Source organism: Candidatus Pristimantibacillus lignocellulolyticus (assembly GCA_023639215.1).
GTDB lineage: Bacteria > Bacillota > Bacilli > Paenibacillales > Paenibacillaceae > Pristimantibacillus > Pristimantibacillus lignocellulolyticus.
Genome location: CP097899.1, coordinates 3,255,505 through 3,282,105, shown reverse-complemented (window position 1 = coordinate 3,282,105; position 26,601 = coordinate 3,255,505). Strand labels below are relative to the sequence as shown.

The window sequence follows — 26,601 nt, the reverse complement described above, 5'->3', positions numbered from 1 at the left end:
TTACTTCTCGTAAATGAAAAGCACTTCGGAAGCATAAGCTGCACCTAAGATCTCCATATCTGTAGTGTACTTATGTACATTTCGCTGCCCACTAAGATTTTTCCTGCTTGTGTCTATTATTTTCAGACATGTAAATGTATAGGTCAAGCATAGGCTGTAAAGTAGGGTTAATGAAGTGAGGTGTAGTAGATGACAAAGCAGAGCTTTATTAAGGGAGCTATGATACTGCTTATTGCAGGTGTTTTGAATCGTATTCTTGGATTTATTCCCCGTATTACATTACCACGTATTATCGGAGCTGAGGGTGTTGGGATATACCAACTTAGTTATCCTTTTCTCATTGTGTTACTAACATTTATAACAGGAGGCATTCCACTTGCCATCGCTAAATGGATTGCCGAAGCCCAATCTGTAGGAGATGAACGAAGAGTCAAACAAATTTTCAGAACGGCGATGATTCTTAGTGTATCTATTGCTTTGTTTCTAACGAGTATAATGCTGCTATTTGCACCAGTCTTTATTAAGTACGTTATTCCAGATCCAAGGGTATATCAATCATTTCTAATGATGTCACCGTTATTGATTATTGTAGGGGTTTCAGCTGTATATCGTGGTTATTTCCAAGGAAAACAAAATATGATTCCGAGCGCCGTTTCACAAACGATTGAAACAATAATAAGAATTATATTTTCATTAGTGCTAGCTTACTGGTTACTACCCTACGGGTTAGCTTGGGGCGCAGCTGGCGCAATGTTAGGCGTCGTTATGGGAGAAATTGGTGGACTAGCTGTTATGTTACTGAGTCATGTTCGTGATAAGAAGAAACGATCTTCTATTGTAGATGCACAGCCTATGCCTATTGCATCGGAAAAGCTATCTGCTAATCAGCCGATTGGGCTGGAAAACGAAGTTAATCAAGCAGTTATTGCCAAAGAAAACAGTAGCAAATCGATACTTTCAAAGCTACTTACACTCTCAATACCGGTCACAGGTAGCAAATTAGTTGGTTCACTTAGTTATTTATTAGAATCAATATTTACCGCTCGCAGCCTTGCTGCTGCAGGTATTATTACTGGTGTTGCAACAGCTCAATATGGTGCGCTGCAAGGAATGATTATGCCTCTTATTCTGCTACCTACCGCATTAACCTATTCACTTGCCGTTTCGCTCGTTCCATCACTTTCAGAAGCTGTTGCTCAGAAACAATATCATCTTATTCATAAACGTTTGCATCAATCAATGCGTATTTCACTCGTCGCAGGCGCTCCATTTACAATAATTATGTTTATATTTGCAGCTCCAATATGTGAACTATTATATGCTCATGGAGAATATGCACCATTATTACAACTAATTGCACCTATTGGTATTTTTATTTATTTACAAGCTCCGTTACAAGCAACACTTCAAGCATTAGAAAAACCTGGTGTAGCGTTAATGAATACTTTTATCGGAGCCATCATTAAGATTGGACTGATCATTATTTTAGGCTCGAATCCTCAATTAGGGATTAAAGGTGTATTGATTGCCATTGCAATTAATACAGTGTTAGTCACTTTACTACATGGTTACAGCGTGAAACGATACGTTGGTTTCAAGATGCATACGATGGACTTCATTAAAGTGGGTGCATCAATTATTATTACAGGTGCATTTGCTCAATATGTGATGTCGTTACTTGCCAATCAACCACTAGGAATCAGCTTACCTGCCGCTTGCCTGGTAGCCATGATCGTCTATATTTTTTTAATGTTCTTAACGAAAATTATTGATAAAGCTGATCTCATTAGAATTCCGTATATCGGAAAATGGTTCGGAGCAGATTATTAATTCAGTTTACTTTTTCCTGTTACCAGCATCGATATAAATTCGATCTTTATGATCAATGGTGCATAGTAACACATCTTTAAAATGATTAATTTCTTTTTCTTGAATAATATTTTTGAGCCAAAATCGAGTTTTATTGATTTTCTCTAAATTTTCATCCTGTACTTTTCCATCCATAATTAACGGGATAGGTAACATCTCGTAACGAAAACCAGGTGGTATAATGCGCTGGGAAGATTCATCATTCAATGCTTGATTAGTTTCAAAATCTTTAGACTCACTAGTAGAGACATCATTTTCCTCAGAATTTTCTGAAGCTAGGGTATCACCTGTTTTTACATCATCGTTACTTTTCGGAATAACGGATAACTTTCCACTTGTTTCAAGAATGGCAAAGTCAATTTCAGATATCGAAGTGACACCATTTTCTCTTAGCTGGAGCATCAGATCATCTAAATTGTATCGTTGTCTTTTGAGCTCATCACGATATATCTCGCCATTAGCAACAACAACTGTAGGCTTTCCATCTAGAATCAACCTTACTTTTCGACTTTTCATGGAAAGGTATGCCGAGATGATTTGGATAATAAGCAGAACAACAATTGGTACTATTCCGTGCATCAGATTAGCGTCAACTTGTTCTATTTCAATGACGGCAATCTCGGCAATCATGACTGAAATAACAAGATCTAATACGGAGAGTTTACCAATTTCACGTTTTCCCATTACACGTAACACAAGAAATATGATTACATACATCATGACTGTACGTAATGCTAACGCATACCATTCCATCATCTGTAGCTCCTCCAATCAATCAAGGTTCAATGTATGTACTATTGTGGTCGCTTAGCCATTAGATCATGCACCTATGATTCGTATAGATAATGGGAATAGCTCCTATCAAATTTATTGACATAGAACTTGTACTAAAATTGCACATTGTCCCATATTGTTAAATGAGCCACGTTTTGAAGTCAAGCGCTTGGTATGCTATACAATTTCACATCACAAATTTCAAAAGAAACATAAAATTAAAGGAGGTATTATATGAATACTGGAACCAAAAAACTATTTGCAATGCCATTGCTAGCAGGCATAACATACTCTTTATTATGGCTAGCTGCTGGAGCTCTGATCGCATCCCTATTCTTACATTTTACAGAGATGAAAGAAAGTAGTTTAGGAACAATTGCTTATGTCATTCATGGTGCGGCAGCATTGATTGGAGGGTTAAGTTCTGGTAAACGTGCGGACTCAAGAGGTTGGTATTACGGTAGTGCACTAGGTATTCTATATGGAATTATTATTATCATTGTTAGCTTCTTAGCTTCCGATATCGCGTTAAGTTTACATAGTTTCCTACTTTTACTTACTGTGATTGGCACAGGCGCTTTCGGAGGAATGGTCGGCGTTAATTTACGCAAATAGCATAAGCTTGAGCGCGTCATCGCTGATACACCAACCCTCAAATAAAAAGGGCATCTCAAAGTAGAAAATTTCTACTTTTGAGATGCCCTTTTTCATTATGTATCTAGTCTGCAGAAGGTGCAGATTGTGATACTGTGCTAATTGCACTACGATCAAACGTAAGTTTAGTCGTGTCGTTAACACGTAATACAACAACGTCGTCAGTAATTTCAGCGATCGTGCCATGAAGGCCACCAATCGTTACGATTTTATCACCTTTTTTAACTTGACTAAGCATCAAATTACGAGTTTTTTGTTTCTTCTGTTGTGGACGAATTAGTAAGAAATAGAATACCACAAACATAAGAATAAATGGACCAATTAGAGTCCAAATATTACCTGATCCAGCTGCTGCTGCTAAAGAAATTGACATAGTTTTCACCCCTTTCAATCTACTAGTTTAGAATCCTCTAGTGTTTTCATTGTTAAGACCATATTGTTCAAAGAATTGATCTCTAAAATCAAGTAGAGAATCATTCATTATTGCTTCTCTAACATTTTTCATTAAGTTAACAAGGAAGTGAAGGTTGTGATTTGTTGTCAAACGAATACCAAATGTTTCATCTGCTTTTAACAAATGTCTTATATATGCTCTGGAATAATTTTTACAAGTGTAGCAATCACAATTTGGATCGATTGGTCCAAAATCTTCCGCAAACTTGGCATTACGAACCACAAGGCGACCTTGACTAGTCATTAATGTACCGTTACGAGCTATACGAGTTGGTAATACACAGTCAAACATATCAATTCCTCGAATTGAACCCTCGATTAAAGCATCAGGTGAACCAACTCCCATAAGATAACGAGGCTTATCAAAAGGTAGATGAGGAACGGTATAGTCTAGAACTTCATACATTATTTCCTTAGATTCGCCTACACTTAGACCACCTATAGCATAACCCGGGAAATCCATGGAAGTCAAATCCTTAGCGCTTTGTACGCGCAAATCCTCGAACATACCGCCTTGAACAATTGCAAACAATGCTTGATCATGCTTGCGCTCATGAGCTGCTAGACAACGTTCTGCCCATCTTGATGTACGCTCTGTTGATTGCTTAACATAATCATAAGTAGCAGGATATGGTGGACATTCATCAAATGCCATCATAATATCTGGCCCTAGAGCATTTTGAATTTCCATTGCCTTCTCAGGGCTAAGGAATAGTTTCTCACCACTTAAATGTGAACGGAACTCTACACCTTCTTCGGAAATTTTACGGCGTTCACTAAGACTGAACACTTGGAAACCGCCGCTATCGGTAAGAATTGGACGATCCCAGTTCATAAACTTGTGAAGTCCACCTGCTTTCTTCACAATGTCATGTCCTGGTCTAAGAAATAGATGATATGTGTTGCTCAATATGATTTGAGCATCCATTGCTTTTAATTCCTCTGGACTCATTGTTTTCACTGTTGCTTGTGTACCTACAGGCATAAAAGTAGGAGTTTCGATAATACCATGCGGCGTATGTAAACGTCCTAATCTTGCTCCTGATTGTTTGCACTGCTTAATAAATTCATATCTAATCGCCAAGTTGTTCACGCGTCCTATTCTCTCAATAATAATACCTCTTAATATATAAACATTGCATCTCCGAAGCTGAAGAATCGATATTGTTCCTGCACCGCTTCATTATAAGCATGCATAATATGATCACGGCTAGCAAGCGCACTAACCAACATAACTAAAGTTGATTTCGGTAGATGGAAATTCGTTAACAATGCACTTACGAGTTGGAATTCATAACCTGGAAAAATAAAAATAGATGTCCATCCATTACAAGCTTGTAGCTTGTCCTGCATAAATCGTTGTCCTAATGTTTCAAGCGTCCGCGCTGAAGTTGTACCCACTGCTACTATTCTACGTTTCTCATCCCTTGCACGTTGCAGAATTTGTGCAGTTTCTTCATTCAATTCATAATATTCCGCATGCATTTCATGCTCTTCAATCGTGTCACTAGACATAGGTCTAAAAGTTCCAAGCCCTACATGTAACGTAATATAGGCTAATTGTACACCTTTAGCTTGAAGTTGTTCAAGAAATTGTGTTGTGAAATGCAGACCCGCTGTTGGAGCTGCTGCTGAACCATCATGCTTAGAATAAACGGTCTGATAGCGTTCTTTCTCATCTAACTTTTCTTTAATATAAGGTGGTAAAGGCATTTCACCTAATTGATCAAGCAACTCATTGAAAATTCCACTATAGTTGAATTTTACCGTTCTACCGCCCATATCTGCTTCTGCTTCAACTGTAGCTGTTAATAAAGGCTCTCCTTGCTCATTTTCGCCAAAACAAAGTACTGTGCCTATCTTAATACGTTTGGCAGGCTTAGCTAGCACTTCCCAACGATCACTCTCAAGTTGATTAAGTAATAATAACTCAACTTTTGCGCCTGTGTCTTGCTTTTTACCAAGCAATCTTGCTGGTAATACTCTTGTATCATTAAGTACTAGTACATCACCTGCTTGTAATTTGTCTGCCAAGTCAGTGAACACACCATGTTCCACTTGACCACTTTCTTTGCTAAGCATTAGAAGGCGAGATGATGTACGCTCTAATAATGGTGTTTGAGCAATTAGCTCTTCTGGTAAATGAAAATCAAATAAGTCTACATTCATTGTCTATTCATCCTTAGTAACAGTTTCCAATAATGGTTCAAAATCGCGGGCTGTCAGCACCAAGAAGATGCACTTCAGCGAAAACGAGTAGCACAACGTACGTTTTTGGTACGTGAGCACACGCAGGCTTTCGATGGAGCGCATATTCGAAGCCGATTACGCTACGTCAGCATAATCCGCGTGATCACAGTCCTCGATTTTGAACTACCTCTGTACCTGTATAATAGTATTTCAAAATATATTGATAGTCATACCCTTGTTCAGCAAGACCATAAGCACCGTACTGGGACATCCCAACTCCATGTCCATTACCTTTACCATTGTATTGATACCCTGCATCTGCAGTGGCAGCTCGAACATTACCACTACCATCAAGTACATACATATATTCACCGTTAACCGTTGCTGTGTTACCATTAGCTCCGACAACTTGCAACGTTTTGGCGCCATCTGTTTTAGTACGATCTAATTGATTGGCACCGAGAATAACGATTTTCCCCGTTTCTTCAATGCTAAATAATGTACTTTGCAATGAACCATCTACACCAAGTATTGCTCGCAAATCAACAGGTTTCGCAACAGGCAATGCTTTACCATTAACTGAAACTTCCAAAGCTCGACCCGATACTCCTACTTTACTAACATTGAATGAGTTAATATTGCCAGATATGGTGCTCGGTAACTTAGCATTAATTGTTTTTGCTATTTCATCGCTGCTATAAGGTCCTCTCCGCCAATTCATAGAATTGGATTGAATGACCTTCTCAAGCGCAATTAATTGGGTTCCACTATTAATTAGATCAACTGCTGGTACATTCGATTGAACAATTGGATTACGACGAATATTGGTCGCATCTGTATTAGACAATAGAATTGGTTTACCCGCTTCGTTAGTCTTACCAGTATCTTTAGCCAAATCTTCGCGAATATATCCTACTTTACCATTGGGAAGCACGACACGATACCAATAAAACAATCCTTTTTCGGAAATTGCATCTGGGCTAGACACACTTTTCAAGTAAGCAACTTCATTATTCCAAATTTCTTTTGCATCAGCTGTTACTCCCCCTGCATTGGCAGAGTATAACGTTTCAATTAGCTTACCATTATAAGTAATAACTTCGCCTTTAGTCTCATTAACCGCTTTTGTAGTATTTGCAGATTCAGAGTTAGCACCATAGTATGCTTGACTCGTTGTAGTGTCAACGACATTTGCCACGACAAACGACGAACCGGAATACAGAGCATACGTACGAGCAGCAACTGCTTGAGATTTTAAAGCTTCTAGTGGCCATGATGGATACATTTCAATCGCTACTACTGAATATAAATATTGCTCAAATGGCAATTCATTAACGACATACATAGCGTTGTTTAATGATCCTAACTCTATAGTACCTCGATAAGAACGGTCGCTGCGCTCCGTCACTTTAACTAGACCTTCTTTATCCGCTTTTAAAGATACAATCATATGTGGATTATATAAATATAATTCATTAGATGAGGTTCCACGATCGGTTACAGTATGATCGACTCTCATAAGTAGCATATCTTCGCTACCTTTCAACTCTTTCAAAGAACTATTTACTTTGCTAGCGGCAGTCTTAACTAACCCAAGTTCAGCAGCTGTACCAACCATTCCTACAACTACTGAATATTCAAGTTTACCAGCGCTATTTAATTTCATACCAATTGTAGTATTCAAGCCTTGCGAGCCAAATCTCGTTGCAGCGACCTGTGCATCTGCTTTTGCAGAATAGCTACCACTTTCAAGTGCAAATGGGCCATATATTGTTGGTGCAGACTTCAAAAGCTTAGAAAGAGTCGCATTGCTTTTCCACTTCGTCGCTGCTGTAGTCGCATCACTATTACTTGCATACCCACCTTCAAACACTTGGAATGTCACTTTATCATTTTTACTTAGAGACGTTAGAAACGGCGTACCACCTGCTGTTTTCACAGCCTTGGATACTTGTTGTGCAGCAGCAAAATCGGTAGATTCAAATAAATTAACTTTATAATCATTCATAGCTAATCGCAACTGATCATTCCCCGGGAAATTTAACCATTCTGTAGAATTGGAAGCTGTTTTCACCGATAATTTCAATGCACTCTCAGAAGATAAAGTTGCTACCTTTGTTATACTTGAGTATTTCTTCGGAATATCAACAAATAATGCCACCCGAATCTGATCAAGCGACGGAACAGCAGCCTTCGCTGGTATTGACACCGATATAGATAGCATTAGTGCGATTACTACACTTACTATTAAACTCTGCTTAGCTATTTTCAACATATATTCACATCCTTAGTTTACAATGAAGGTTTAATTATCATTTCTTCTTCCCAGTAATACCGTAATACCCAGCAACGTGTACGTTTCAAGTACACGAGCGGAGATGATCTAGCACGAAGCTTAAAATGGAAGTTCAAAATCGTGGGCTGTCAGCACCAAGAAGATGAGCTTCAGCGGATACGAGTAGCACAGCGTACGTTTTGTGTACGTGAGCACACGCAGGCTTTCAATGGAGGTCTTATTCGACGCCGACTACGCGACAACGCGTAACCGCGTGATCACAGTCCGCGATTTGAATTACCTCTCAGGGAGGGGGAGTCCCAGATGACTGTACGCACGATCAGTCGCCACCCTCCCCCTAGGAGTACGCTGTAAAAACCCAATCTGCATTAAGTATGGCTCATAAACATCTTCAATCGTTATTGATTCTTCGCCAATCGTAGCTGCAATGGTATCTAATCCTACAGGTCGACCTGAGAAATTAGTAATCATCGCATGTAGCATTTTATGATCGATATGATCTAAGCCCATAGGATCTACTTGTAACAACTCAAGTGCTGAATTAGCAATTTCATGAGTAATAATGCCATCACCACGCACTTGCGCGAAATCACGCACGCGCTTTAACAATCGATTCGCTATACGAGGAGTTCCTCTTGAACGTAGTGCAATTTCATGAGATGCTTCACCGACTATATCTACATTAAGAATTTCGGCAGCTCGCGATACGATAAACGCCAGATCATCTACATTATAATATTCTAAACGACTCACTACACCAAAGCGATCCCTTAATGGCGCAGAAAGCTGTCCTGCTCTTGTTGTTGCCCCAATTAGTGTAAATGGCGGCAAATCTAGACGAACAGAACGTGCACTTGGACCTTTACCAATCATAATATCTAGCGCAAAATCTTCCATTGCAGGATACAATACTTCTTCTACAGTACGATGTAACCGATGAATTTCATCAATAAATAATACATCACCTTCTTGTAAATTGGTAAGTAGTGCTGCAAGATCTCCCGGACGCTCAATGGCAGGACCAGAAGTTGTACGTAAACTAACACCTAGCTCATTGGCGATAATATTAGATAGTGTCGTTTTACCTAATCCTGGTGGACCATACAGAAGAACATGATCCAATGCTTCCTTACGGAGTTTAGCTGCTTCAATATAAATACTTAACGTTTCTTTCGCTTTATATTGTCCGATATATTCATTCAAATAACGAGGACGCAAGCTAAGCTCCACCGCTTGTTCTTCCATCATAAGATTAGCGGATATGATTCGATCATCCATTTCAGCTTGACTCCTTTCCGTTATCCTTTAAATAGCTGTTGCAACGCCTTCTTCATCAACTGATCAACTTGTTCGTCCGCATTAACTTCATGCTGTAACACTTGCCACGCTCGGTCAAGTTCTGTCTCAGTATAACCTAGAGCCTTCAAACCATCCTTCGCTTCTTTCCAAGCTCTACCTTCAGCAATTGGTTCATTAGGAGCATCCTCGTATTGTAAAGTAAAGCTACTAAGCGCTCCACCATTTAGATCAATTCCGATACCATCTAATTTATCTTTCAAATCTAGTACAATTCGTTGTGCGGTTTTCTTACCGATTCCTGGTAGTTTCGTAAGATATGTAAGATTATCTTGTTGAATAGCAGCTACCAATTGCTCAGGCTTTCCAGCTGATAACATGCCTAGCGCTACCTTTGGCCCAATTCCTGAAACATCAAGAAATTTACGGAATAAAGCCTTTTGTTGTCTAGACTCAAAACCGAATAGTAATGTTGCATCTTCACGTGTATGATAATGAATATGTACAGTTACTGGTTGTGGCATCGCTTGAAGTGCATATGGATTTGGTGAAAACACGCGATAGCCAATATCATTCACTTCTATTACCGCATAATCAGCTTCAATATAAGCAACATGGCCTTTTAGATAATCAATCATTTGTGCTTCACCTCATTAATTTTTTGTGATAATACTGCTGAATGAGCATGGCATATTGCAACAGCCAATGCATCTGCAACATCATCTGGCTTTGGAATTGCACTTAGTTTCAAGAACATTTTCACCATTTCTTGCACCTGTCTCTTCTCAGCCTTACCGTAACCAACTACAGCCTGTTTAACTTGCAAAGGGGTGTATTCAGCAATAGATAATCCTCGTTGTGCAGCTGCTAATATAATGACACCTCTAGCCTCGCCCACCGCGAAAGCTGTTGTAACATTTCGATTAAAAAATAGCTTCTCTATGGCAACACTATCAGGCTTATATTTATCCATCAAAGCGCCTGCAGACTCATATACTTGTAATAATCGTTCTTCTTGTGGAGTATGGGCCTCTGTTTGAATAGCACCATATTGAACCGGTGTCAATTTATGACCTTCTTTATCAACAAATCCAAAACCAACGATTGCAATCCCTGGATCAATTCCTAGCACGCGCATTCCATCACCTCTAATAATCTGCTAGACAATTCTATACCAGTAAATATTAATACTATCATTTCTGTTTAAAGCTTGTCTAACGTACATTATAGCAAATGTTAGTTACTATGAGAACAAATGTTTCAGTTTGTAAGCGAAAGCAGAACAAAAAAGACATTCCAAAAAAAACCACCTTAGGTAGAATCCTCAGGTAATGCCTTGCTACAAAGTAAATTACAATTAGTGGAGTTCTTCTGAGCAGGATGACACTGTCCATCTTCAATTTGATAATGATAGGAATGTATACCATGTTAATTATCTAAAAACAATGATTACCGACCTAATTAAATAAGGTTTATAATACCCTTTGATCAACAAAATGCGGATACTAGAAGTATCCGCTAATTTTTATCTATTTGCCTATTAAGTCTGACATCACATTTATATTCGGTTCATATCGATCCATACTATACTCACTGTAAGTAGATAATACACTGTCATATTCCTCTATATCACTAACTCTAATCCCATTCATTAAATGCTCCCACTCTTGTTCAGGCAAGCTGCTTTCTAAGTACGGTACATTCAATTGAAAAAATGTTTTCATCACCTTTTCTTGAGATGGTTGTCCATCGAAAAGTGAAAATTCTCCCTCACTATTCATTCCAAAAAAAGCATTTTTCTTGCAATAAGGTGATAAATCATCGATTTGCTCTACAAATCGAATTAATGTATAAGATTGATCTACCGTCAACTCCCAGTTAGGATTTTGTTCGGCCATGATAACCACTTCTTCATAATTAAGTTCATCCAACTGCTCTATTTCTTCTCCACATACATAGACACGATGCAAAATAGTATGAATTTTCTTATCGCCATTCAGCCATGTAGACAAATCATCAATTTCATAATTAGATATATAGTTATTGTGCGCTTGTGCATGAACTGTTCCTACACTCATTGAAATGAAATATAAAATCACTACACCACTTAGCAAAGTCTTCATTTGCAAAGCCAGAAATAATTTTCTACGCATGCCCCGGTTTTGCTTTAACTTTCGCTTTAACCGTTTCCACATCGATGTATATCTCATGTTGTCTCCTCCTAAAACTTTTCGTCCTTCCTGTATTACTTTTGTATTGCGAAAAGTACTTCGGAAGCATAAGCTTTTTCATATTGTATAGTGTTGGCATAAAATATTTTTTTAGTCTTTCTATTTCTAACTTTCCCCAAATACCAAAAAACGTAGTTCAACGATTCGTAATCGTGAACTACGTTTATGAAATTTATCAAATTACCTCTCTAAGGAAGGATTAAACATTCAACCAAGGTCTACCACCCTTAGGTCTCTTTGGAGTCTTTTTTGCAGCTTGAATATTAACTCTTTTTCCTACTTTCTTAACTTTTGTTACTGGACCTAACTTACTAGCTTTGTTCGCCACTCCTTCAGCATAAGGCTGTGGAGTGCCACCGCAACCACAATCTGTGTTCCAAGGATTAGCATAACCTTGCACGTTCGCCCCATAACTCATTGGAGGATACATTGCTGATTGGGCCATTATTGTCCCTCCACTTGGATTCATGTTATTACTATAATTCATAGGTTGAGTATATCCCCCCCAATTGCCCTGATTTGGGTATGTTGGGCATCCGCATGGATTGTAATACTGCATTGGTGCATATGCTGAATATGGAGATACAGGTACTTTATAATTTGAATTTATCATTGGCTTAAATTTACCCATGTTTGCTTGATTACCTGAATTTGGTGATTGGTATTGATGTAACATTTCTGCATTAGGGAAATAAGGATGTTGTTCCAAGTCAGCAGGTAACGGCTTAAATCCAGCATAACCTTTGTTTGCGACAGGCATCATCTTCGTTGCCATTGGTTCAATTTTCGAATTAGCTACTGGCATCATCTTTGTTGCATATGGTTCAATTTTTGAATTTGCCACTGGCATCATCTTCGTTGCATATGGTTCGATTTTTGAATTTGCTGTTGGCATCATTTTCGTTGCATATGGTTCGATTTTTGAATTTGCAACTGGCATCATCTTCGTTGCCATCGGCTCGATTTTCGAATTAGCCATCGGCATCATTTTCGTTGCCATTGGCTCGATTTTTGAATTTGCAACTGGCATCATCTTCGTTGCCATCGGCTCGATTTTCGAATTAGCCATCGGCATCATTTTCGTTGCCATTGGCTCGATTTTCGAATTAGCCATCGGCATCATCTTCGTTGCCATTGATTCTACTTTGGCATTGGCATTTGCATTTGCAACTGGAGACACTTTCGTCATCACTGATTCTACTTTTGCATTTGCGTTTGCATTTGCAACTGGAGACACTTTCGTCATCACCGATTCTACTTTTGCATTGGCATTGGCATTAGCTGGTGATACCTTCTGAACCACCGATTCTACTTTTGCATTGGCATTTGCATTTGCTACCGGTGAAACTTTCTGAACCACCGATTCTACTTTTGCATTAGCATTGGCATTTGCAACTGGAGACACTTTCGTCACCATTGATTCTACTTTTGCATTGGCATTAGCATTTGCAACTGGAGACACTTTCGTCACCATTGATTCTACTTTTGCATTGGCATTAGCATTTGCAACTGGTGACACTTTCGTCACCATTGATTCTACTTTTGCGTTGGCATTAGCATTTGCAACTGGTGATACCTTCTGAACCACTGATTCTACTTTTGCGTTGGCATTGGCATTTGCAACTGGAGACACCTTCGTCACCATTGATTCTACTTTTGCATTGGCATTTGCAACTGGCGATACCTTCGTGGACAACGGTTCTACTTTCGCAGTCGCTACAGGCTCTGTTTTCGTCTTAATCGGAGCTACTGTTTTCGCAGTAACCGTAGGTTTCACTTGTGCAGCCACTACTTTCTGTATAGGGGCAGCTTTTGTTACGTTAATTGTTGGAGCAACATTGATTGTAGGCGATATTTGAATCGGAGTTGGTTGCTTCGGTTGTACGGCTTGCGTAGGCATTATTTGATTGTTTGCTTTTTTCGAATTAATCATTTGTTGATTAGCTGCTTTTTGATTTGCCGACATTCCATTCAGTTGTTGAGCATGAATTTGACCAGATAGATCTACGGAATAAGATTTTGGAATATTAATAATGTCTCCGACTTGTAAGGCATTCGGGTTGGAAAGTTGCTTATTAGCTGCAACAAGTTCTTTCAACGGAATATTCCAAGTATTAGCAAGTTTCCATAAAGTATCTCCTGATTGTACAATATATTTTTGCGTAGTAGTAATATCAACAACAGGAATATCAGACGGACTCGTTGCTCCTTTTGGAATTAACACTTTCATACCGATCGATAATTGATTAGGGTTAGTAATATTTGGGTTAAGTGCAAGGATGTCATCTAATGAAACTCCGTATTTTTTAGATATTTTATACAGGCTATCACCAGAAACTACTGTATGCAATTGAAACCCTGGCAATAAATGATGCAATAGAGATGGAACTGAAGGCAATGTTACAGAAACCTCAGGAGTAGATGAAATTGGTGTTGTTGATGTTGCTTGTGCAGTAACTTGTTGCGAAGCTCCCATTGACGCTTTTTTCGGAATATTAATGATATCACCAATCTGCAAAACGTTTGGATTATGAATGTGCTTGTTAACTGCAATTAGGTCTGCCAGTGACACTCCCCATTCTTGTGACAATTTCCACATACTATCGCCTGATGTTACGACATGTTGATGTATAATTTCCATTTGCATCCCTCCACTTCTATCACTTCTAACCATTGCTGAAGACATAGATGGTATCCTGAGCTTTGATCCTATTTCTAAATTATAAGGATCAATAATATTCGAATTTTGCTTCAGCAATTCATCAACAGTGACATGATATTTTTGAGCAAGATGAAATATTGAATCATCTTGCTTAACGATGTGTATCCTCACTAAAATTTCCTCCTATACACAGTTGTAATCTTAATACGGCATTATTCCGTATGCAGTCTATACATCCTATGCAAAAAGTAGGCAGTCGCCACAATTCCGCACAAAAAAAACTAATAAAATTTAAGAGCTATGAAAAAGCACTACTTCCCTATGAATTAAAAGTATTAAATCTCGGGATTCGCTGACATAATAGACGACTTTCAATCAATAATCGAACGAAAATAAAAAAGGGTACTCCTGCAGCCCAAACGGACGGTTGCGGGAGTACCCTTTTTACAGTAATTTATTTACCTTCATTAATAGCACGAATCATCTCAAGCGGAACTTTAGGTTGACGATCATATGTTAATAAACCATTTATTTCCTGTTCCACATCAGTTAATTGGGTATAACAATAACCTTGAACCACTTTGGAATCTTGCATTGGCCTAATAACTGCTTCTACTTTCTGAATAAAGTCTTCTTCGTTACTAGCGCCAGAATAACCCCAGCCTTCCCACTCACTCTTCTTATATGCAATTCCACCAAACTCTGTTACTAGTATCGGTTGATTACGATATGTATGACCTCCAACTGATAAATCTCGATTTGCAGGTCTAGCAGTAATAGTAGAATCAACCGTTGCATAACGCGCTCGCAACACTTCTTCTCTCCATTCATAATCATGAATATTATAAAGATCAGTTTCTACCATTTCCCATCCATCATTAGAAATAACAGGTCTTGTCGAATCAAGTGATTTCGTTAAATAATACATGGACATCGCATGTTGCTGTTGTAAAACATCTATTTTAATATTTGGCACACCCCAGCTCTCATTAAGAGGTACCCAAACCACTAAACTAGGATGATTGTAGTCACGATCTATCGCTTCCTGCCATTCCTTTGTAAATTTCCGCACATATTCATTAGAATATTGGTAAGCATTTGCTGCCTCCCCCCATACTAATAACCCCATGCGGTCACACCAATACAAGTAACGAGGGTCCTCAATTTTTTGGTGTTTACGTGCTCCATTAAAGCCCATTTCCTTTGTCAATTCAATATCACGCTTTATGGCATCGTCACTTGGAGGTGTTAAGTTTCCATCTGGGAAATAACCTTGATCAAGTACTAATTTCATTTGATATGGTCTGTTATTAATGCACAATAAGCCATTGTCGATAGAAACTTTACGCATTCCGAAATAGCTCGACGTCTGATCAACTACCTTGCCATCTAACACAAGTGTAAATGCAATATCATATAAATTAGGATTCTCCGGAGACCACCAACGACCTAGTCCATGATCATTAAAATCATGTAGTCCAATTCTTCGTTTGGATTGCTGCTGTTTTAATTGAAATGTATCCGATACTATCGCTTCCCCACTAAAAGAAATATCTACCTGCAATTCTAATTGACTCCATGTTGCTATTCCATCGATAAACAAATCCATTTCTATCTCGTTTGAATCAATATGAGGCGTAAATTTCACTTTAGATAAATGAACTTCAGAAACTGCTTCCATCCAAACAGTCTGCCATATCCCCGTAGTGCGCGTATAAAATATACTTGCTGAATCAGATAACCAATATTGCTTTCCTCTTGGCAGTGTCACGTCATGACTGAAATCAATAACCTTTACTACGACTATATTATCTTTTTCTTGCAAAACATCTGTAATATCTGCATGAAAAGGCGTGTGACCGCCTTCATGATAAGCCACCTGATGACCATTAACCCAAACTGTTGCCTCATAATCCACTGCACCGAAATGAAGAATGACTCGTTTATTAGCAAACTCTTTCGGAATTTCTAATGGACGGCTGTACCATACGATATCATGAAAATCTGGATCAGCGATACCACTTAATTGACTTTGATATGCAAACGGAACTTGAATTACTCGGGTAAATTTATGCCTCCCCAACTCCCATCGCTGCTGACTCCCTTTATTCGCATCATCAAATTCGAAAGACCATTCTCCATTCAAATTCACCCATGCTTGTCTTACATATTGCGGTCTAGGATATTCCATACGGTATGTAGTCATTTTCATTTCTCCTTCTCATGTCTCATATGTTTTTCGCGATATTCGGTTGGTGACATACCCGTCTCATTTCGAAATACACGATTAAAGTGTCTAATATTCGTAAATCCTGTCTGTGTCGCAATGACAACCAACTTTTGATCAGAATAGGCCATTCGTTTCTTAGCCTCTAAAATTCTAACCTCATTTAATTTATCTATGAATGAAATTCCTGTACGTTGTTTAAACAAACTGCTGAAATAAGCCGAATTTAAAAATACGGTGTCTGCAACATTTTTTAATGTTAGCTGCTCCGAAAAATGACTTTCAATAAACTTAATAGTTTTCTCAATAGGATCTGCCTCAAACAGAGCTTGATTGAGATTTGCAGTATGCATTAATTTGACTAGTAGTCTTCCTAGTTCATCTGATAATTCTTCTCTCGTCGATATGGAACAAATATGCAGCAAAATAGAACGAACATCATCGGTTCCAAGCCATTGCTTTGTTAGTCTTAGCTGGTTAGACCATTCACAATAATGTATAATCATCTTGCATATTTGTTGCTGTACATATTGCGGTGAATTAGCAACCTGACAAAGCTTATGTACAAAATGCTCAACCTGAGTGAAAAGCCCTTCAACATTCCCGTCTAGAAATGCTTTTTCAATGTTATCTAAGGAGAGAGTACTGTACTCATGAATAGCCTCACTTACTTGAGTCTCACCTTCATATTGATAAACTTGATCGTCACCTAATATTAATCTCTGCAAAAAAGCTAGTTGAGCTTCCTGATAACTTTGCAGAATATCCTCGACTTTACCATACGGTCTTCCTACTCCAATTGTAACGGTCATATTAGACAAACTATTCACTTGTCTGCGGATACTTTCTGCTAGCTCATTCATCTCTCTTTGAGCATTTTCACGATCTTTATGGTTAACAATAACAACAACCTCCGTTGCTTTAGGTGAACAGCAAATACCAGTAAACCTTCGATCTAGTATTTCTTGCACAAGTTGTTGCAAATAAAGGATAAACAATGACGGGTCTGCTTGATTGTATCTCTCCTCCGCTATTGAAGGCTTATCTAATTGCAGCACGATACAAGAATTCCACTTCCCTTTAAATATAATGCCATCACTCGCAAACTGATCCAAATCCTTCTCTTGAAGCTTGTTGCATAATAGTCCCGTTATAATCTGCTCTCTAGCTCTCTTTATTTGCTCTCTCTTTTTCATATGAAGTTGTTGAAAAGAATCTGCTTGCTGTTGAATTTTCCCCTTCATAATAAGTAAGCTTCTCCCGAGTTCATCGCGTTCAATAGGCTTCATAATATAATCTTTAGCACCTTGACGCATCGATTGTTGCACATACATAAAATCATCATAGCCACTTATTACAACACACATTATTGTTGGAAATTGGTTAGCCATTTGTTGCTGCAGTTGTATGCCATCCATTCTAGGCATTCTAATGTCTGTTAAAATCGCATCAGGCTGCAGTTTGTCTACTTGTTCAAGCGCCTCGATGCCATCTCTTGCTTCTCCAACGATTTCCCAATCTTCATCTAGTTCCTGAATCATTTTTTTAAGACCAGTTCGAAAAATTGTTTCATCATCTACAATGAGAATACTAGGCATTGAATCCCTCCTACAGTGATATTTTCTTAGTTGTAATAGGTAAGGATATCGTTACTTTCAATCCTGATGGCTCTATATTTTGTAAACTTAAACCGTATGCTTCGCCATAATGCAGTACAATTCTACGATGAACATTCAGTAAGCCATTGCCAAAGCTCCCGCCAATATCTTTAGAATGGTTTAACTTCCATTGCAGTCTCGAAAGCTCCTCTTCCAAAATGCCAGTTCCATCATCTGAAACCGTGACAACTAGTTTATTGTCATCTCTACGACATATTAGATCTATTGCTCCGTATCCTATACCACGGTCTATACCATGATTAAGTGCATTTTCTACAATTGGTTGGATAATTAATGGAATAACTTCACAATCCATAAGCTCGTCTTCTACCTGAAGCTGAAATGATATTCGATCCTCATATCTCATTTGTTGTATTGTCATATAACCCTTCACATGATTCAATTCATCCTGCAAACTTACCCTTTCTTTTCTTCCGTTGAGACTGTACCGTAACAACCTACTCAATGTGTTGGTCATCGTAACAACTTCTCGATTACCTTTAATCTCAGCATACATACTAATTGAGCCCAAAGTATTGTACAAAAAATGAGGGTTTATTTTACTTTGTAAAGCGGTAATTTGGGCGTCTTTTTCACGAATCTCTGTTTCATATAGCAAATAACCAAGCTCACTTAACCTGGAAACCATCATATTAAAGGTATGACCTAAATGACCAACCTCATCCCATTGTTTAACAGGAAATGTTACAAGCAGATCACCACGTTCTACTTTTCTCATAAGTTTTGTTAAGCTCCGCAAAGGCTCTGTAATACGATAAGCTAGAAATGTAGAAAATAAAATTGCCAAAACTACACACGCTGTACCGATAATGAGCAGCGTATTTCTAATTAAGACCGTTTCCTTCGTCAACTCCGTTACAGGAACAATCCCTACTGTTTTCCAATTTGTTATTTCCGAAGTCACATACGCAATCTGCTGCCGCTCCCCCTCCAGATCGGCATGGGTCACGCCCTCTAATTCCTCATGTTGCCAAAGCCCTGATAGTTCCCCACGCATTGTATCCTTCTGCTTGACTGCAACTAACTCTTCTTCTGCAGTTGTAACAAATATCTCCTCACGATCACCCAGAGTAACTTCAGACAATATTTGTTGTAAAAATTTGGGGTTAACATCAATAACAATATAACCTAGCTTTTTCCCTGAATCGAATACTCTTAACTCCCGCGCAATTGAAAATACAGGATATTGGATACCGTTTACCGTCTCAATATTATGAGTAGCGGTGAAGATAGAGCGACCGTCCATCGAATTCTCTTGCTGTAGCCACGTTAATTTATCATCCATACTATAATTAGTAACATACTGACTTTCAGGCAATACAACATACGAGGCGCCATTCTCCCCAAACAAGGACACTCCCACAATATCGATTCTTCCGTTGAGAAAAACTTGCGTAACAAAGCTATTTAGATCTTTAATTTCCTGTAAAGTTAACGGCTGGTCATGCTCACGCTTACTGTTCAAAAACGTAATAATGTTCTCATATTGGTAAGGCATCATTGTAAGTCGATCTAACTCTTCCATGTAGGCATCCATACGTAATGTAAGTTGCTTCAACGTTTGTAATTGATAATCTCCAACCTTTTGCTCGAGTTTATCGGAAAAAATGGTAAGCGAGAAATAAATCATAATACTCAGCGGAACGACAATGAGAACAAAGTAAATCATTACTAGTTTTTTGGCTAGCTCTTTATTTTTAATCCATTCAGTTACTTTTCTCATTCTCGTTCTCATCGGCAATTTATTCCTTCAATTCATCATTTATTTTGATTTGCGTTTGTCTCAGTGTCTCTTCTGGTGTCTGTAGTCCGTAGTTCATCTTTTCAAACTCTTGAATAAGAATTTCGACAATCGGCCATTGCATCACATGTCTAGGCCAATATGCTACATAGTCTGCTGTCGCAGCGTAATCACTACGAAAAGGCAGAGCTTTATATTCCGGACTTTCCACAACAGAGATCTTACTTGGTACATGCCCCGCTTCCGCCCACTTAGCACCATGTTCTACAAGCCACTTCATAAAGTACAAAGCAGCATTTCTTTTTTCATTCGTCATGCCATGTTTAGTCGGTATTACTAACGTATGAGAATCTCCCCAGACTGCTTCATGATCAAATACAACAGGGAGTGGGATTACTCCAAAATCCAAATTTTCCGCTTCTTCAAACGCCCCTGTCCCCCATACTCCTGTAATAAGAACAGCAGCCTGCCCATCATAAAACATTTTGAAAGCATCGTTAATATTAGGTGGAATAATGCCTTCAGTATAAAGTCGATGAACGAATTGAAGTGCTGTTAGCGCTTTATCATTGTTAATAACAACTTCGGTTTGTGCATCATTATAGAACGCTCCCCCACCATCTATTTGATTGTATAAGCTCCACCATAACCATACGGAATCAATTCTAGTTCCTGGCTGTGCCAAAGGAGCAATCGATGGTGGTAATTGTTGTTTTAACACTTGTAAAAAATCTTCTAAGGATTGTCCGCTATTCAGCAATGGCTCACCTTGCGCATCTAACAACCCTGCCTGCTTTAAAGTATCTTTATTATAATAAAGTACTAATGTATGCGTATCTAGAGGCACAGCGTAAGGAACTTGATCATAGACTGTGGACTCCAAAATATTAGCGTTAAAAGTATTCCACTCTAAATTGACCGCTTTAGCAGGCTCTTCTAAATTTTCAATATAACCATTTTGGACAAATTGAGGTAAACTTGTCTGATGTAAAATGGCAACATCGGGTGCATTGCCTGATAATATCGTTGTACGCAAACGTGAGTAATAATCATCTAATCGAGAATTTACTTGTATGACCTGAATTTGACTGTTTTCTTCATTAAACAAGTTAACAAGCTGAGTCATAAATCGATTATCCCCACCGCTAAACGGCGTCCAAAATTCCAGCTGAATAACTTGCGAGTTGTCGTCAGGCATATTGGTGGAACGATTCGAAGGAGAACAGCTCATTACTAATAATAGGATGCTAAGACAAATTAATAGCACAACCTTTTTCATCCATACTCCGCTGGCCATTACTTAGCCCCCTACTTAAATTTTTTTAATGTTTAGTTGCCGCACTAATGTCAATATAATCAATTTCTAATGGACTCGTTGCATTTGTTAGATGAATGGCATTAGAACCTTCGACTAACTTAACAATCATACTATTTGGTATAAACTGATTACGCTCCGTGCTAGATATTGTAAGACGTTGCTTCTTGCTTTCATTGATTGTAATATCTATTTCTTGCTCCTGTCCACTTGTATTAGCTATTGCAAAATGTATTTCATATTCGCCAGCTGATGGAACCTTAATATTAGAGAAACTGATTGCCTTCTGCTTGCTTTCAGCAATAAATACAGTACTCCCGTTAGAAGCGAACGGATTATCTTGAGTTTCAGAATCTCCAAAAATAGTAGTATATTCTGCCTCATACCTTGGAATTTCAATAGCATAAATATGTTCCTTAACATCTGCTCCTTGCAAAGTAATTCCGTTCTCTCCCGCTAATAATGACCCCTGCAAGTACACATATCCTAGTTCATCAGCTAAAGTTGGAGCAAGTTTAAGCTGTTGCTCTTCCTGCCCGTTTAAAGCTACCGTTAATGCACGGGTCTCACCAGTTACATTTTTGTAATGGAATAATATTGGGATTACAGTATCTACCATAGTAACAATACCTGTATATCGGTAACCGTCAACTTCCTCAATTGCATCCACACTTCTGTATATACCTGAACCTTCAGGTACATTTATAGCCGTCATAAGCGACAACGGGGAACCAAAGCTTGGATGTCCTGCCTCATTCCATTTCACTCTTTGCGCACGAGCACGGCGGTTGCTCCAACCATCATTAATGCCCGTTGTTGCGTGATAAACAATAAAAGTTTCACTTCCATCAGGTGATGTTACAAATGAATTATGTCCTGGGCCATACACGTTAGCCTCATCATCCCGAGTCATAAGTGGTTCTATCGCTTTACTCCACTTAGATGCGTCTAACGGGTCAGCGCCTTTTTCTAAAGTAAGTAAACCTATACTATAATCAGGTGTCCAGCTACCCGCACCTGAATAAGCAATGTGAATTTGACCATCCTTTTTCAATATTGCTTGACCCTCATTAATGTAAGGCGGGCCTCCCGCTTTTTCCCATTCAAGATCAGGTTTACTGATCATAACTCTTGGCCCATTAATGGTATATGGATTACTCATAGGAGCAATATATGTATTTTGAGCGATATTTTCATCGCCTTCCCAACCAGACCAAACAAAATATAATTGATCATCTTGTTCCAACACTAAACCATCAATTGCCCATTTATCGCTAGCGTCAGTAACTTGCCCCATGAAGCTATATTCACCCATTGGATCATCCGTTACTGCTTCAAGAGCGTACATACGATGGTTTTCATTTTGACCATTATCCGCCGCAAAATATATGTACCATTTCCCTTGAATGAACTGAATTTCAGGTGCCCATAAATTAGCAGAATACATCGTATTAACTGGTGGATACCATACGACTTTTTGCTCTGCATTTCTAAAATCTAACGTTTTTGAGCGAAGCAGCATAATATCAATACCATCATGCGTAAACGTCATATAGTAAAAACCTTGATGATAGACAACACTTGGATCTGGGGTGTCCATAGTTACTAACAAGTTTTTGTAAGTACCCCCATGTCCATTATACGGGACATTTATTTGAACGTCCTTAATCTGTGACCGAATCATTAGCAATCCCCCTAGTACTGCTAGCAAAATTACAACTACAATAACCATTTGTTTTTGAGTAATTTTCATGCATATCCTCCATGAATATAATCTTGCTTCCTATTTCACTGCAGATTGTGTAATTGCTTTAACAAACGATCTTTGACCAACGATAAAAATAACAATAACTGGTAGAGCAGCAATCGTTGTCATTGCCATCAATTTGCCGTAACTTTGTGTGTAGCTTCCTGTTGCCATAATTGCAATACCTGCCGTAATGGTTCGCATCTCTGGAGAAGATGTTGCATATAGTGGCCACACAAAATCATTATAAATCCCCATAAATGTGAAGATCGCAAGTGTAACCATAATTGAAATAGCTGATGGCAGCAATATACGAGCATATATATGCCACTTATTCGCACCATCAATCCGAGCAGCTTCTTCAATTTCCTTAGGAAACGATACAAAAAATTGATAAAGTAGAAATACACCGAATGCCCCTGCTGTCGCCGGAAGAACTAAAGCTGGATAAGTATTAAGTAGACCTAACGCATTGAATTCCATGTACATAGGCAAAAACGTAAGTACAGAAGGGATCATTAGCGATGCTATAAAGATAGGTAGCATTATACGTCGTAAAGGCATATCATTCAGCCTTGCCAATCCATATGCTGCCATGGAATCAATAAGTAGCACAATAACAGTTCCGACAACTCCAACCAGCAATGAATTTCCGATCCAGCGCATGATAGGAACATTCATGAATTCCCCTTGAATCCCTTGCACAAAGTTATCAATGGTCGGATTAATCGGGAACAAATTCATTTGTCCTGAAAGTGCCTCAAAATCATTTTTGAATGCAGTAGATAGCATCCATATTAAAGGAATAATAAAAATAATACCGATTATGCTTGCCACTAAAATAACACCAATTTTTCGTGCTAGCATCTATTTCTCCCCCTTCTTAGCCATCGTTAGTTTCATTTGTACGAGGGAAATTATTATGATTAGTATCGCCATCATAATAGCCATTGCTGAAGCTGAACCAATTTGTTTACGAGCAAATGCTTGATCAAGTACATTCATTAACAATACTTTAGTCGAATCACCAGGCCCACCTCTCGTTAGAAGGAACGGCTGTGCGTAAACATTAAAGGATGCAATCGTCGAAGTAATCATGACAAAAAGCATAACGGGCTTAATCGTAGGTAACGTGATATGAATAAACTTCTGCCATTGATTCGCACCATCAATCGAGGCTGCTTCATAGTAATCTTCTGGCACCTCATTAAGTGCATTAATAAAAATAATCATGTTAAATCCGATTGTCCACCATAAAGTTGTTATAATAAGGGCTATCCATGCCCAAGGTGTAGCTGTTAGCCATGGAATTCCCACAATTCCCAATTTTTGAAGTAAGCTATTTAAAAATCCTGCATTCGTATCAAACATCATTAACCATATGACCGCCATAACTGATGCGGATAATGCATAAGGCAAGAAATATACCGTTCTAAATAACCCTCTAATTCTCCTAGGTAATGCATTAACTAGCATAGCCATCCCAAGTCCTGTAAAAATCAATAATGGCACGGAGTAAATTACGAACTGGAAAGTTGCCCAAAGCCCTCTAAAAAACACACTATTGGAATACGTTCCCGGTGTGAATATATCAATATAATTGGCCAATCCTACAAAATCGTGATCTACGGACAATAATTCAAAGTTATGAAGACTTAAGTACACACCATATAATATGGGAAATAGTAAAAATACACTAAAAGCAATTAAATACGGAATGACGAACAAAAACGAAGTAAAGCGGGAACCCACACTACTTTTCATCATATTACCCCTCCTGCGCTTGCAGACTCATAAGTTCATTTCATATACGGTTGTAAAAAGAAGATGAGACATGTATTGCACTATCCCATCTTCTCTTCAATTAGACCTATTTCATCGCTTGATGAGATTTATTGACTGCGTCATCCATAGCTTCTTGAACACTTTTATTGCCAAGCAATGCATTGTTCAATTCACTCCAGATTGGCTCTGAAATGGTATCCCAATTAACAACGTTAGGACTAAATTGTACATATTCGAAAGAAGAAGCAATCGTGCTTTGGAACTCCAAAGCTTTAAACTCGTCACTTTCAATCATCGGAATCGAAGCAAGTGCTTGACCCGATTCAGCCCAATCCATAGAGTTAGAAGAAACGTATTTCAAGAAATCACCTACGCCAGCAACAACTTTTTCATCTGTAATGCCTTGAGGAACTACGAATCCATGAGAACCAGCGTATACAGCTTGCCTAGCTTTACCTAATTGAGGAACAGTAGCAACTCCATAATTTAAACCTGCTTCATCAAATTGTGATTTCATCCATGGGCCGTTAAATTGGATAGCATTTTTACCTTGAAGGAACAATGTGTTTTCGCCATCTTGTTGCACGTTAGCTGGAGAAGTACCTGCTTCAATCATATTGCGAAGATATTGAACAACTTCAACTACCTCAGGTGAATTAAAGCCCACATCATTGCCATCCCATAGCTGACCACCATTTTGCCAAACTAATGTTGGGAAAATAAATTGTTGTGGCCATAGCGTTGGTACTACATAACCATAGACACCCTTACTAGCATCTGTCAGCTTCGTAATCGCTTCATCAAACTCTGCACGATTTGTCGGAACAGTCGTTACGCCTGCTTGCACGAACAAATCTTTGTTATAGTACATAACTAACGGATGAATATCCAAAGGAATCGTATACCATTTATCCTCGATTGTACCGTATTCAACGGGAGCTACTGCAAAATCTGTTTTGGAAATTCCCGCCTCGGTTGCTAAATCATCGATTGGTTGCAATTGATTTTTGCTAGCGTATGTTGGCACCTTATCTACGTGCATAATCATAAGACTTGGCTTATCTTTTGCTGAACTTAGTGCAATATCTACTTGCTTGTAATACTCACCGTTTGGATGAATGACAAAATCTACTTTGTATTGATCCTGTGAGCTATTGTACTTATCAACAATTTTCTTCATGAAAGGTCCATCTGAGCCAGAGAACGGTGACCAAAACAATATTTCTGTTTTCTTACCAGTTCCTCCTGAGCTTTGTTTTGTACTGTTGTCACCTGAATTACTGCTGCATCCTGCTGCGATCATAGCAACAACTAGAATAAGTAGAAGTAAGCTAGACCATTTCATCCCTTTTTTCTTCATTATACGAATCCCCCTATTTGTTTAATTCGGTAGTTGTTACAACCTTGCTACTATCATAAACGGAAGATGATCTGCTACAAACGTCACATTTATAGATGATATGGACATATCTTTAGATTGTTATAAATCTGTTACGTCTCATTAATTTTTACGAAATCTTATAACACCAACTAGATGATACGTACCCCTAGGCACGAAAAAAAGACGACTCTTCATTCGAAAACCGAATGAGAAATCGTCTTTTTTATGGCGCCACAGCAACGTGTACGGTTCGAGTACACGAGCGGAGACTGTCTAGCACAAAGCTAAAACTGATGCTATA

General features: G+C 38.5%; 20 protein-coding genes. 2 read left to right on the top strand and 18 right to left on the bottom strand.

The window, feature by feature from the left end; translation table 11 throughout:
* Nucleotides 1-189 precede the first annotated feature (189 nt).
* On the top strand, nt 190-1,830 hold the full coding sequence (locus tag NAG76_13890) for a polysaccharide biosynthesis protein (protein URN92933.1): 1,641 nt from the start codon (nt 190-192) through the stop codon (nt 1,828-1,830).
* A 6-nt stretch (nt 1,831-1,836) separates the two neighbouring features.
* Here the strand turns inward: NAG76_13890 and NAG76_13885 are convergent, their stop codons facing one another.
* Nucleotides 1,837-2,622, bottom strand: coding sequence for a DUF421 domain-containing protein (locus NAG76_13885; protein ID URN96841.1), 786 nt, complete (start codon nt 2,620-2,622; stop codon nt 1,837-1,839).
* A 255-nt stretch (nt 2,623-2,877) separates the two neighbouring features.
* Here NAG76_13885 and NAG76_13880 point away from each other — a divergent pair, with 255 nt between their 5' ends.
* Entirely contained in the window at nt 2,878-3,258 is a 381-nt protein-coding gene (locus NAG76_13880; protein URN92932.1) for a TIGR04086 family membrane protein, read from the top strand.
* Between the two features lie 103 nt (nt 3,259-3,361).
* Here the strand turns inward: NAG76_13880 and yajC are convergent, their stop codons facing one another.
* The 17 genes from yajC to NAG76_13795 form a co-directional block, all read right to left on the bottom strand.
* Nucleotides 3,362-3,670: a preprotein translocase subunit YajC gene (yajC, locus tag NAG76_13875; protein ID URN92931.1), complete on the bottom strand. Its 309-nt coding sequence runs from the start codon at nt 3,668-3,670 to the stop codon at nt 3,362-3,364.
* A gap of 27 nt (nt 3,671-3,697) precedes the next feature.
* Complete coding sequence (tgt, locus tag NAG76_13870) at nt 3,698-4,834, bottom strand: tRNA guanosine(34) transglycosylase Tgt (GenBank protein ID URN92930.1); 1,137 nt, start codon at nt 4,832-4,834, stop codon at nt 3,698-3,700.
* A gap of 38 nt (nt 4,835-4,872) precedes the next feature.
* The gene (queA, locus tag NAG76_13865) at nt 4,873-5,919 is read right to left on the bottom strand and encodes a tRNA preQ1(34) S-adenosylmethionine ribosyltransferase-isomerase QueA (protein URN92929.1); all 1,047 of its coding nucleotides are present in this window, start codon (nt 5,917-5,919) and stop codon (nt 4,873-4,875) included.
* A 184-nt stretch (nt 5,920-6,103) separates the two neighbouring features.
* Entirely contained in the window at nt 6,104-8,215 is a 2,112-nt protein-coding gene (locus tag NAG76_13860) for a SpoIID/LytB domain-containing protein (GenBank protein URN92928.1), read from the bottom strand.
* A 297-nt stretch (nt 8,216-8,512) separates the two neighbouring features.
* On the bottom strand, nt 8,513-9,514 hold the full coding sequence (ruvB, locus tag NAG76_13855) for a Holliday junction branch migration DNA helicase RuvB (GenBank protein ID URN92927.1): 1,002 nt from the start codon (nt 9,512-9,514) through the stop codon (nt 8,513-8,515).
* A gap of 20 nt (nt 9,515-9,534) precedes the next feature.
* Nucleotides 9,535-10,170 carry a Holliday junction branch migration protein RuvA gene (ruvA, locus tag NAG76_13850; protein ID URN92926.1) on the bottom strand — a complete coding sequence of 212 codons (636 nt, stop codon included), beginning with the start codon at nt 10,168-10,170 and terminating at the stop codon, nt 9,535-9,537.
* On the bottom strand, nt 10,167-10,670 hold the full coding sequence (ruvC, locus tag NAG76_13845; protein ID URN92925.1) for a crossover junction endodeoxyribonuclease RuvC: 504 nt from the start codon (nt 10,668-10,670) through the stop codon (nt 10,167-10,169). Before ruvC ends, ruvA begins: the two co-directional genes overlap by 4 nt.
* A 391-nt stretch (nt 10,671-11,061) precedes the next feature.
* Nucleotides 11,062-11,742 carry a BofC C-terminal domain-containing protein gene (locus NAG76_13840; protein URN92924.1) on the bottom strand — a complete coding sequence of 227 codons (681 nt, stop codon included), beginning with the start codon at nt 11,740-11,742 and terminating at the stop codon, nt 11,062-11,064.
* Between the two features lie 220 nt (nt 11,743-11,962).
* A complete protein-coding gene (locus tag NAG76_13835) occupies nt 11,963-14,596 on the bottom strand; it encodes a LysM peptidoglycan-binding domain-containing protein (GenBank protein ID URN92923.1) in 2,634 nt (877 codons plus the stop codon).
* Between the two features lie 283 nt (nt 14,597-14,879).
* Nucleotides 14,880-16,631 (bottom strand): glycoside hydrolase family 2, encoded by a 1,752-nt coding sequence (locus tag NAG76_13830; GenBank protein ID URN92922.1) that lies wholly within the window; start codon nt 16,629-16,631, stop codon nt 14,880-14,882.
* A 2-nt stretch (nt 16,632-16,633) separates the two neighbouring features.
* A complete protein-coding gene (locus NAG76_13825) occupies nt 16,634-18,250 on the bottom strand; it encodes a response regulator (GenBank protein URN92921.1) in 1,617 nt (538 codons plus the stop codon).
* 10 nt (nt 18,251-18,260) lie between these two features.
* Entirely contained in the window at nt 18,261-20,066 is a 1,806-nt protein-coding gene (locus tag NAG76_13820) for a sensor histidine kinase (GenBank protein URN92920.1), read from the bottom strand.
* 7 nt (nt 20,067-20,073) lie between these two features.
* On the bottom strand, nt 20,074-21,369 hold the full coding sequence (locus NAG76_13815) for an ABC transporter substrate-binding protein (GenBank protein URN92919.1): 1,296 nt from the start codon (nt 21,367-21,369) through the stop codon (nt 20,074-20,076).
* Nucleotides 21,370-21,394: 25 nt separating this feature from the next.
* On the bottom strand, nt 21,395-23,140 hold the full coding sequence (locus NAG76_13810; protein URN92918.1) for a family 43 glycosylhydrolase: 1,746 nt from the start codon (nt 23,138-23,140) through the stop codon (nt 21,395-21,397).
* 30 nt (nt 23,141-23,170) lie between these two features.
* Entirely contained in the window at nt 23,171-24,001 is an 831-nt protein-coding gene (locus NAG76_13805) for a carbohydrate ABC transporter permease (GenBank protein ID URN92917.1), read from the bottom strand.
* Entirely contained in the window at nt 24,002-24,901 is a 900-nt protein-coding gene (locus NAG76_13800; GenBank protein ID URN92916.1) for a sugar ABC transporter permease, read from the bottom strand. It lies immediately after the preceding gene.
* Nucleotides 24,902-25,004: 103 nt separating this feature from the next.
* On the bottom strand, nt 25,005-26,279 hold the full coding sequence (locus tag NAG76_13795; protein ID URN92915.1) for an ABC transporter substrate-binding protein: 1,275 nt from the start codon (nt 26,277-26,279) through the stop codon (nt 25,005-25,007).
* Nucleotides 26,280-26,601 lie beyond the last annotated feature (322 nt).